12 protein-coding genes are annotated in these 9,983 nt (G+C 36.3%); 1 reads left to right on the forward strand and 11 read right to left on the reverse strand.

Features of this window, described 5'->3' with window-relative positions:
- Positions 1-24: 24 nt before the first annotated feature.
- Positions 25-2,007, reverse strand: a complete 1,983-nt coding sequence (gene metG / locus POF52_RS28335; protein WP_271997112.1) for a methionine--tRNA ligase — start codon at positions 2,005-2,007, stop codon at positions 25-27.
- 566 nt (positions 2,008-2,573) lie between these two features.
- On the opposite strand from metG, the gene POF52_RS28340 reads away from it, so the two are divergent.
- The gene (locus POF52_RS28340) at positions 2,574-2,864 is read left to right on the forward strand and encodes an AbrB/MazE/SpoVT family DNA-binding domain-containing protein (protein ID WP_170836841.1); all 291 of its coding nucleotides are present in this window, start codon (positions 2,574-2,576) and stop codon (positions 2,862-2,864) included.
- A 32-nt stretch (positions 2,865-2,896) separates the two neighbouring features.
- Here POF52_RS28340 and rsmI read toward each other — a convergent pair whose 3' ends face one another.
- The 10 genes from rsmI to POF52_RS28390 form a co-directional block, all read right to left on the reverse strand.
- A complete protein-coding gene (gene rsmI, locus POF52_RS28345) occupies positions 2,897-3,769 on the reverse strand; it encodes a 16S rRNA (cytidine(1402)-2'-O)-methyltransferase (RefSeq protein ID WP_016762698.1) in 873 nt (290 codons plus the stop codon).
- A complete protein-coding gene (locus POF52_RS28350; RefSeq protein ID WP_013054850.1) occupies positions 3,747-4,034 on the reverse strand; it encodes a GIY-YIG nuclease family protein in 288 nt (95 codons plus the stop codon). The genes rsmI and POF52_RS28350 overlap by 23 nt, the downstream gene beginning before the upstream one ends.
- Positions 4,021-4,767 carry a tRNA1(Val) (adenine(37)-N6)-methyltransferase gene (locus tag POF52_RS28355; RefSeq protein WP_271997115.1) on the reverse strand — a complete coding sequence of 249 codons (747 nt, stop codon included), beginning with the start codon at positions 4,765-4,767 and terminating at the stop codon, positions 4,021-4,023. The genes POF52_RS28350 and POF52_RS28355 overlap by 14 nt, the downstream gene beginning before the upstream one ends.
- 78 nt (positions 4,768-4,845) lie before the next feature.
- On the reverse strand, positions 4,846-5,211 hold the full coding sequence (yabA, locus tag POF52_RS28360) for a DNA replication initiation control protein YabA (RefSeq protein ID WP_013054848.1): 366 nt from the start codon (positions 5,209-5,211) through the stop codon (positions 4,846-4,848).
- Between the two features lie 14 nt (positions 5,212-5,225).
- Positions 5,226-6,053: a PSP1 domain-containing protein gene (locus POF52_RS28365; protein WP_013054847.1), complete on the reverse strand. Its 828-nt coding sequence runs from the start codon at positions 6,051-6,053 to the stop codon at positions 5,226-5,228.
- 4 nt (positions 6,054-6,057) lie between these two features.
- Entirely contained in the window at positions 6,058-7,050 is a 993-nt protein-coding gene (gene holB / locus POF52_RS28370) for a DNA polymerase III subunit delta' (protein ID WP_074897815.1), read from the reverse strand.
- A 33-nt stretch (positions 7,051-7,083) separates the two neighbouring features.
- Positions 7,084-7,413: a cyclic-di-AMP receptor gene (locus tag POF52_RS28375; RefSeq protein WP_013054845.1), complete on the reverse strand. Its 330-nt coding sequence runs from the start codon at positions 7,411-7,413 to the stop codon at positions 7,084-7,086.
- 63 nt (positions 7,414-7,476) lie between these two features.
- Positions 7,477-8,103 carry a dTMP kinase gene (gene tmk, locus POF52_RS28380; RefSeq protein ID WP_271997119.1) on the reverse strand — a complete coding sequence of 209 codons (627 nt, stop codon included), beginning with the start codon at positions 8,101-8,103 and terminating at the stop codon, positions 7,477-7,479.
- An 18-nt stretch (positions 8,104-8,121) separates the two neighbouring features.
- A complete protein-coding gene (locus tag POF52_RS28385; protein ID WP_271997122.1) occupies positions 8,122-9,546 on the reverse strand; it encodes an aminotransferase class I/II-fold pyridoxal phosphate-dependent enzyme in 1,425 nt (474 codons plus the stop codon).
- Positions 9,547-9,699: 153 nt separating this feature from the next.
- A complete protein-coding gene (locus tag POF52_RS28390) occupies positions 9,700-9,882 on the reverse strand; it encodes a sigma factor G inhibitor Gin (RefSeq protein ID WP_013081329.1) in 183 nt (60 codons plus the stop codon).
- Positions 9,883-9,983 lie beyond the last annotated feature (101 nt).

Genomic DNA, 9,983 nt, shown 5'->3' on the forward strand with positions numbered 1-9,983 from the left:
GTGAAACACCCCTTTTACCTATACTTATTTTATCTTCGTGCCATTTGCTAAGTTTTGATCTACGCTTGCTAGTGAAAGACCATTCTCATCTTCACCCGCTAAAATCATTCCTTGTGATAGTTCACCGCGCAGTTTCACAGGTTTTAAATTGGTTACACAAATTACTTTTCGACCTACTAATTCTTCAGGCTTATAAAACTTGGCAATACCTGATACAACCTGGCGTTTTTCATAGCCAAGATCAAGCTGAAGCTTCAATAGTTTATCTGCCTTTTTAACTGGTTCTACTTGCGTAACTTGCGCTACACGAAGCTCTACTTTCATGAAATCATCAATTGTAATCTCTTCAGAAGGCTCTTCCTTCACAACAGGTTTTTCTTCCTTTGGAGCACTTCCTTGCATTTGCTCTTTAATAAACGCTACCTCTTCTTCTCGATCTAGACGAGGGAACATTGGCTCACCTTTTTCTACTTTTGTGCCTTCTTTAAGCATATTAAAACGCGTCGTGCTTTCCCACGTTTTTAATACATCTTCTTTTACACCAATCTGAGCAAAAATTTTCTCAGGTGTACGTGTTAAGAATGGCTGCAGCAATACCGCAATGTGACGAATTGATTCAGCTAGATGTGTCATAACAGAAGCAAGTTCTGCAAGCTTATTCTCATCTTTTGCTAACGCCCAAGGCTGCGTTTCATCAATGTATTTATTCGTACGGCTTACATATTGCCAGATAGAAGCAAGAGCCACTGAAAACTCCATATCTTCCATCGCTTCTTCATATTTGTTCACTGTATCTTTTTGAGCTTGGACGATAAGTGCATCAAACTCTGTTACATTGCCTTCATAAGTCGGAATAACACCATCAAAATACTTATTAATCATCGCCACTGTACGATTAACTAGGTTGCCAAGGTCATTTGCTAAGTCAAAGTTAATACGTTCAACAAACGCTTCTGGTGTGAATACACCGTCTGAACCGAATGGAACTTCACGAAGTAAGTAGTAACGAAGGGCATCTAATCCATAGCGGTCAATCAATGTCACTGGGTCTACTACATTCCCTTTTGACTTCGACATTTTTCCATCTTTCATTAATAACCAGCCGTGAGCAAATACTTTCTTAGGAAGTGGCAAATCAAGGGCCATCAACATGATTGGCCAATAAATGGTATGGAAACGTACGATTTCTTTTCCTACTAAATGTACGTTAGCCGGCCAATATTTTCGATAGTTTTCATCGTTCTCTGTACCATACCCAAGAGAGGTGATATAGTTAGAAAGCGCATCAATCCATACGTAAATAACGTGTTTTGGGTTACCTGGAACTTTTACTCCCCAATCAAACGTCGTACGAGAAACAGCTAAGTCTTCAAGGCCAGGCTTAATAAAATTATTGATCATTTCGTTCTTACGGGACTCTGGTTGAATAAATGAAGGGTTTTCTTCATAAAAAGCTAGTAAACGATCTACGTATTTCCCCATTTTAAAGAAATAGGACTCTTCTCGAACGAGCTCTACAGGGTGTCCGCTATCCGGGCTTTTTCCGCCTACAACTTTTCCATTTTCAACGATTGGATCTACTAGTTGATGCTCTGTATAGTACGTCTCATCGGGAACTGAATACCAACCTTCATACTCATCAAGATAAATATCACCTTGTTCTAAAAGGCGCGCGAAAATCTTTTCCACGATTTCTTTATGTCTTGGTTCTGTTGTACGGATAAAATCATCATACGAAATATCCATCTTATCCCACAGCTCTTTGATTCCAGATACAATATCATCTACGTATTGCTGAGGTGTCACGTTTTTCTCTTCTGCTTTTCGCTGGATTTTTTGACCATGTTCATCTGTACCTGTTAAATAACGTACGTCAAACCCTCTCAAACGTTTATAACGAGCCATTGCATCTCCCGCTACCGTCGTGTATGCATGTCCTATATGTAATTTACCACTCGGATAATAAATCGGCGTAGTAATATAAAATGTATTATTTCCATCTGCCATGTTCATAACCTCCAACATTCCATTTCAACATTTTGGTTTATATGTATGTAATCATATAAACCCTGTCTTCTTATTCTACTATCTATCATACTATTTTACATGATAATTTCAAAACATTCTCTTCCTATATAGATGGGAATATGACGGATTCGCTTCATTTTTAAATAATCGTTATTTTCCCAAAAAATAATCCTGTTAATTGTATCAGCTTCGCCCTATTTTTATATAAAATATACCCTCATTCAAAAAGTCATTTTGATAAAAAAGACAAATAGGTCTAATTTTGTCGTTTTATGTCGAATTATATTTACTCTATCTTCAAAATAGTTAATATCAAGCTATTTAGGCGATTAATCTTTTTTCCAATGAAATCCCTTGTCATTCCTTGACTGACGGTCACAATTAGCTTGTAAACAAGTCGAGAAAAAAATTTTTTACCAGCTACATTTTTTTACATATAAAATGATTGACTAGTTTTGGAAACGCTGGTATTATGAAAGTACGTTGAAATTGTCGAATAATGACGAAAGTAATAACATAGAAAAATGATTACTGAGAGGAGAACGATTAACATGAAATCTACAGGTATTGTTCGTAAAGTTGATGAATTAGGACGCGTAGTAATTCCAATTGAATTACGTCGTACATTAGGAATTGCAGAGAAAGATGCTCTAGAAATCTATGTAGATGAAGAGCGCATCATCTTAAAAAAATACAAACCAAACATGACTTGCCAAGTAACAGGTGAAGTATCTGATGATAACATTCAACTTGCTAGCGGCAAATTAATTCTAAGCCGTGAAGGTGCAGAACAAATCATGAAAGAACTTCAAGATTCTTTACAAGCTTCTAAATAAAACGAAAAGCTGTCTATGATAGACAGCTTTTTTTAATGTACGTGATATTCACTATAAATGTCTCGCTTTGACACATCTCGGTCTTTTGCCACTTGCTTAATAGCTTCTTTGTTTGAAAGTCCTTCTTCTACATAGTGATCAACATGCTCGATAATGGTGAGCTGTTCCCACCATAGATTACTTTCATCTGGCGCTTCTTCATTTGTCCCTTCAAGAATTAAGCAGAATTCGCCTCTAATATCTGTGGCATTTGTCCATTCAATTGCTTCTAATACACTTCCTCTTAAAAATTCTTCGTAGCGTTTTGTTAACTCTCTACATAACACAATAGATCGGTTCCCTAAAATTTCTTCTATACTCTTTAGCGTTTCTTTTAATCGATGAGGAGCTTCATAAAATATCATGCTTTCCTTAATATACTGAAGCTCTTGAAGCTGTTCTTTACGCTGTTTTTTATTTCTGTTTAAAAATCCATAAAAGTAAAACTGCCCCGTAGGTAGTCCCGAAGCAATTAAAGCTGTTAGTGCTGCGTTAGGCCCCGGCAGCGGAACAACCGTATATCCTTCTTTAACGGCAGCTACCACTAACTCATAACCAGGATCTGAAATACAAGGCATGCCCGCGTCGCTTACTAAAGCAATATTTTTTTCACTGTCTAAGTCGCTTAACAGCTGTTCACTTTTTGTATGTTTATTATGTTCATGATAACTTGTAATAGGCGTATCGATCTCAAAGTGGTTACATAGTTTTTTCGTTTGTCTCGTATCTTCTGCGGCAATATAATCAACTTCTTTTAAAATTCGAATCGCACGAAATGTCATATCCTCTAAGTTTCCAATAGGAGTGGGAACTAAATATAAAACGCCTCGTTCATTCGATACATCATAACTTTTTTGTGATTTCATTCTGCTTTTCTTGCTCCCTTCGAATGTAAGCCTGTTTTTGCACTCTGCTTAACTGTTTGAACCAATACTCTTTTTGCATAGCTTCTGTTTTAGAAGTAAACACCTCATGCCAAATTAATGAAACAGGCCTTCTTGCTCTCGTATATTTTGCCCCTTTTCCTTCATTATGGACAGAAATACGTTTTTGCAAATTATTCGTGTAACCAGCGTAATACGTACAGTCCTTGCATTCAACTACATAAAAATAATGATTATTTTGTTCCATATAAAATCCTTTTTAATTCGTCCGTGTATTCATCATTATCTTGGTAGACCACCAGGGGAGGAAGAATCTTTAAATCTGGACTTCCATCCTTCGTACCTTCAATTAAAAGTGTATTTGCTTCTTTCCCATCTTTAGGATAGACAAACTGAAGTCTCTTTGGCTCTAAACGGTACTGCCTCATTAACGTAACGATATCTAATAGTCTTCCTGGACGGTGAACTAATGCCACTTTTCCGCCTTGCTTCACTAGTTGACTGCTGGCTCGAATCACATCTTCCAACGAACAATGAATTTCGTGGCGAGCGATTGCAAAGTGTTCGTTTTCATTTATCTCTTCTTTATTGGATGTGGTGAAATAAGGAGGATTACATGTTACAACATCATATTGTCCATAACCCAGTTCTTGAGGCGCATTTTTTAAATCACCATGTATCATTTTAATCTGCCCGTCCAGCTGATTATACGCAATACTTCTTTGCGCCATACTGTGTAGCCGCTCTTGAATTTCTACACCAATGATTTTTCCTTTCGTTCGTTTAGATAAAAACAGGGGGATTACACCGTTTCCTGAACATAAATCAACCAAGTTACCTTTACGAATTGGGACATAAGCAAAGTGAGATAAAAGCACAGCATCCAATGAAAAGGAAAAGACGGACGGACTTTGAATAATGCGCAGCTCCTCATCGGCTAATAGATAATCTAAACGTTCATCTCCATATAACTCAACCATAGTCGTTCTTCTCCTTGTACATCTATTATTTATATCTTTTACTCATAAAAAGAACCTCTCCAAAAGGGAGAGGTGTTGTTACTTTTTATTTAAAAATGACAAGCAAAACAAACAGTCTCCATCTTTACGAACACTTCCATAATGAATGTTACAAATATGAAAACCCTCTTGGTAAAGGCGAGCCAAATTGTCATATCCTTCTCCGATATCAATTTGTTTTTGCTCTTTTGTTTGAGCGCTTGCTTTTGAATGTCTATTTTTCAGCTTCGTTTCGAAGTTTGTCTGGTCAAGGCGACGGCGCAAATGATCATTTTCTATTTGCAGGTGATGATTTTCTTCAATTAGCTCAGCAAGATGCTCTTTCAACTCACCTAACTGCTTATATAAATGACCAATTTGTTCCTCCATGTTTGTCACCGAATCAAAAATCTCTTTTTTATCCACCTTTGCCCACCTCGTTAATCTGTGGCTTGAAACGAAACAGCACCTTCATTATTGATCTCATCCAGAGTATACTCTAAAATTTGTTCGTGATCTGACAGTTCCACTTGAATAATTCTTTCCAAAATATTCAAACCTACTACACGTCCTGAACCATCTGAAGTTTTAATTGTTGAGCCTATATCAGGAAGCTGTTCTTTTGCCGTTTCATACTCATCATTTTCATATTTTAAACAACACATCAAACGTCCGCATAAACCAGAAATTTTCGTTGGATTAAGCGATAGGTTTTGGTCTTTGGCCATCTTAATAGAAACCGGCTCAAAATCACCTAAAAACGTTGAGCAACATAGCATACGTCCACAAGGACCTATCCCGCCCAACAGCTTTGCCTCGTCTCGTACACCGATTTGACGAAGCTCAATTCGCGTACGGAAAATAGCAGCTAAATCTTTAACTAACTCCCTAAAATCAATACGGCCGTCTGCTGTAAAATAAAAAATGACTTTATTACGATCAAACGTATATTCTACATCTACTAACTTCATATCTAAATCGTGTGATTGAATTTTTTGCACGCATACATCATACGCTTCTCTAGCAGCTTGTTTATTTTCATCCACAATCAGCCTGTCTTTTTGTTCGGCAATGCGGATTACTTTTTTCAAAGGAAGCACGACATCGTGTTCACTTACTTGCTTTTTATTAATAACCACTCTGCCAAATTCAACACCACGAACTGTTTCTACAATAACAAACTCACCATCTGGAATTGTAAGTTCTCCAGGGTCAAAATAATATATTTTTCCCGCTTTTTTAAAGCGAACGCCTACTACATCATACAAGCTTTTATCCCTCCTGCAAATCCAACACCAGCTGTTCCATTAATAACTGTAGATTCATATTTGAATTTAATTTATTTTTGGCCTTCAAGATAACCTCTAAGCGATAAATCGCTTTTTCCTGCGTTGTCTGAAGAGCTTGCTGTTTTAATTCTTCTATTTTATGACGATAGACGATTTTAGACTCTTGTCCAACTTGCAGCGTCAACAAATCACGATAAAGAAGCATCAATAAAGTTAAACCCATATGTGCTTGTTCTTTTTCTTTAAAATGTGTTACCCACTTTTCATGAATAAAAAGAAGAGCTTGTTGAGGTCTCGTTGTTAACACTTCATATAATTGTATCACTAACTTTATTGCAAGTCCAAACCATTCATCTTTACTTAATTCAATTGCTTCATCAATGCTGTTTGTTAAATTAGACAAGATGGACGCATCTACTCCGGAAAGGCCATTTTCTACTATTTTTTCAGCTAACTGTTCTGGTGTAAGAGATCGAAATGATATTACTTGGCAACGTGAGATAATTGTATCTAATAAGCGCTGTATATTTTCTGTTAATAAAATTGCATAAGTTCCGTTGCCAGGCTCTTCTAAAAATTTCAGTAAACTATTTGCTGCGCTTACTGTCATTTTATCAACATGATTCACAATATATAACTTTTTATTAGATTCAACACCGGTTTTTGTGAATTCTGATTGCAAAAATTGAATTTGCTCTTTTTTAATCGATAAACCAGCTGGCTCAATCAAGTGAATATCTGGATGATTACCTGAATCAATTCGCCGGCAGTTACTGCACTCATGGCATGGCCTATGATTAACTGGATTTTGGCAAAACAGCGCTTTAGCAAACAAAAAACTAATTTGTTTTTTACCTGTTCCTTTGCTTCCTTCAAATAAATAAGCATGAGCAACTCGCTCTTTAAGTAAGCTGTTTTGCAAAATCTTTAATACGTTCGGCTGAAGAGCTTCAAGCTGTTCCCATGTATTTCCCATTCAATCATCACTTTCTATTTAAAATCTTCTCTCTTAAAATTGATGAAATTGATCTACTGGTAGTACGAATACTGTAGCTCCGCCCACTTCAACTTCAACAGGATACGGAATGTATGAATCTGCATTACCGCCCATCGGTGCCACAGGAGAAATCATCTGCCTGCGGTTTTCACATTGGCCCTTAATAATATCAAGTACTTCATCTACTTTATGATCATCTGTACCAATCATAATTGTTGTATTCCCTGATTTTAAAAATCCGCCCGTACTTGATAATTTGGTTGAACGAAACCCTCTTTCTACAAGTGCATTTAAAAGCTTTGAGCTATCTGAATCTTGAATAACGGCCATTACTAATTTCATGAATAACACCTCATTTTACTTTTTTGTTAAGAATAGTATAGCAAGAATAACGATCATCTGTATTTATTTTAAAATCAATTTTATTTGTTTATAAGCTTCTTCACAGACTTTTTCAACGGATTGATTTGCATCAATTCGTCGAATACGCTCTGGAAATTCACTCAAAAGAGATAAATATCCATCTCGTACTTTGTAATGAAAGTCTAAGGATTCTAAATCTAATCGATTAATCTCATCTTTTCGACCTTTATTAATTCTTTCTAACCCTACCTCAGGCACAATATCAAAATATAAAGTGGCCTGTGGCATCGTTTGCTCAATAGCAAATTGATTGATAGCAAAAATATCTTCTACGCCTATACCCCGCGCATTTCCTTGATAAGCAAGTGAGCTATCAATAAAACGATCACATAATACTATATTCCCTTTATTTAGCTCAGGAATCACTTTTTCTACAAGATGTTGTCTTCTAGCCGCAGCATAAAGAAGCGCTTCGGTTCTGGCATCCATTTCCGTGTTAGATGGATTTAAGATGATTTCACGAATTTGTTCAGCAATTCGTATGCCTCCAGGCTCTCTTGTTAATACAATATTATAGCCCTCTTGTATTAATTTTTGTTGAACCATGTGGATGATAGTCGTCTTACCAGCACCTTCTGGCCCTTCGAATGTAATAAACGTTCCTGACATGTATATAAATTCCTTTCTCTATTTAAATACTTCTATCTTTCCTTCTTCTATACAAGAGCCGCCCTGAATATGACCATTTAACCTTTGAATATGCAAAATATAGTCAATATGATTGCTTGTAATCGTTTCTCCCTCCATTAAAATGGGAATTCCAGGAGGATATGGAATAACAGATTGTGCGCTTACACGCCCAATCGCTTCTTCAAACGAACACATATGCTTTGTTCTTAGTTTTCTTTCTTCCATAGGCAGGAGAACCGTTGCTCTTGAAAAACGAAATGGTTTGATTATTAGTTTTTCATATGACTTACGCTGTATATTCTCTACTGCTTGTCTAACCCGCTTAATTGTATCATTAAAATCCCAACTGCTGCTTAAAGGTAGCACAAACAATACATAGTTAACGTCAGCTAGTTCTGTATAAATATCTTGCTTTTCCAGTTCCTTTTGCAAATGATATCCTGTTGCAGCCGAACAAGTCAACGTCATTTTCAAAAGGTCGGTAGCAGTTTGATCTGTTTCCACATCAATAGTTGAAAGTGTATCAATCTCATTAATCTTTTCAACAAACGAATGAATATTTTCAGTCATTCTATCAATATCATACTGAGTAAACTGCTGCAGATAATACCGTGCTAAATCGAGAGAAGCCATAATAGGGTATGAGGGACTGCTTGACTGCAGTACTTGTAGGTAATGCCGAACGCTTTGCTTATTTATCAACGTCCCCTGCATATGTAAATAAGAACCCATAGTCATAGCTGGTAGCGTTTTATGTGCTGACTGAACAACAAGATCCGCTCCATACGTAACAGCTGACGACGGAAAAGGATTACCTAAAATAAAGTGGGCTCCATGAGCTTCATCAATAATTATAGGAATATTGTAGCCATGAATAAAGTCAATGATCTCCTTTAGATCTCGCGCCACCCCGTAATAAGTAGGATTTGTTAATACAAATGCTTTTATATCCTGAGAACCCTCTAAAGCTGCTTTAATTGTTTTAATGGATACACCTGTACTAAGATGTGTTTTGGAATCTATTTCAGGAGCTAAAAAAATAGGTGATGCCTTTGATAAAGCAATAGCATTAAAAATAGATTTATGAGAATCTCTTTGAACAGCAATTTTATCTCCTTCATGACAAAGAGATAAAATCGCGGCGAGATTGCCTACAGTAGAACCATTAACTAAAAAAAAGCTTTCATCTACTCCATACAACTTTGCCGTTAACTCTTGTGCTTCTTTAATAACAGATTCTGCTTCATGTAAATCATCTAATCCGCTAATTTCCGTTAGATCGTATTGCAAAAAGTCTGCGTAAGAAGACTGAATATGTGAAGGTAGAATTTGACCATTTTTATGGCCGGGCACGTGATAAGAGAGTGACCTCTTTTCGCTGTGCCTTACCAAACGGTTATATAAAGGTAAATATGTATCCATACATCCATTCCTTACTTTTTGTAAATATAACATTGCTAACTTGATAAAAGAATATGTAAGTATTTTTCCTATCAAAATTCATTTTTCTTTCATTATAACAAACTTAGATGATTTTTTTGAGCCATATAAAGAAGCCCTTATAAAAAAGGGCTTTTAGTAAGAAAACGCTCCTGATATTCTCTTTAATTGATTTACTAACAATTGATAACGAAAATGAGATGAATCCACCTCTACAATCTCTACCTCGCAGTGTTGGCATATAAAGCTGGAAAACACCTCAATACCCTTTGTATGCTGTTCATGACAAACGGAACATGTTTTAATTTGTTTTTCCATTACTCTCCACCTCCACTAAATAAGTATCGACAAGATGTAACTTCTTTATGCACTTCATTTACCCCATTTTATGTAGATAGCTTATACTCTGTGAATAATAC

The sequence above is a fragment of the Priestia sp. AB genome (assembly GCF_028369225.1).
Taxonomy (GTDB): Bacteria; Bacillota; Bacilli; order Bacillales; family Bacillaceae_H; genus Priestia; species Priestia megaterium.

Excerpts from the sequence above, each read along its gene's own strand:
- metG (WP_271997112.1), bottom strand. The coding sequence starts at position 2,007 with ATGGCAGATGGAAATAATACATTTTATATTACTACGCCGATTTATTAT.
- rsmI (WP_016762698.1), bottom strand. The coding sequence starts at position 3,769 with ATGAAATCACAAAAAAGTTATGATGTATCGAATGAACGAGGCGTTTTA.
- POF52_RS28350 (WP_013054850.1), bottom strand. The coding sequence starts at position 4,034 with ATGGAACAAAATAATCATTATTTTTATGTAGTTGAATGCAAGGACTGT.
- POF52_RS28355 (WP_271997115.1), bottom strand. The coding sequence starts at position 4,767 with ATGGTTGAGTTATATGGAGATGAACGTTTAGATTATCTATTAGCCGAT.
- holB (WP_074897815.1), bottom strand. The coding sequence starts at position 7,050 with ATGGGAAATACATGGGAACAGCTTGAAGCTCTTCAGCCGAACGTATTA.
- POF52_RS28375 (WP_013054845.1), bottom strand. The coding sequence starts at position 7,413 with ATGAAATTAGTAATGGCCGTTATTCAAGATTCAGATAGCTCAAAGCTT.
- tmk (WP_271997119.1), bottom strand. The coding sequence starts at position 8,103 with ATGTCAGGAACGTTTATTACATTCGAAGGGCCAGAAGGTGCTGGTAAG.
- POF52_RS28385 (WP_271997122.1), bottom strand. The coding sequence starts at position 9,546 with ATGGATACATATTTACCTTTATATAACCGTTTGGTAAGGCACAGCGAA.
- POF52_RS28390 (WP_013081329.1), bottom strand. The coding sequence starts at position 9,882 with ATGGAAAAACAAATTAAAACATGTTCCGTTTGTCATGAACAGCATACA.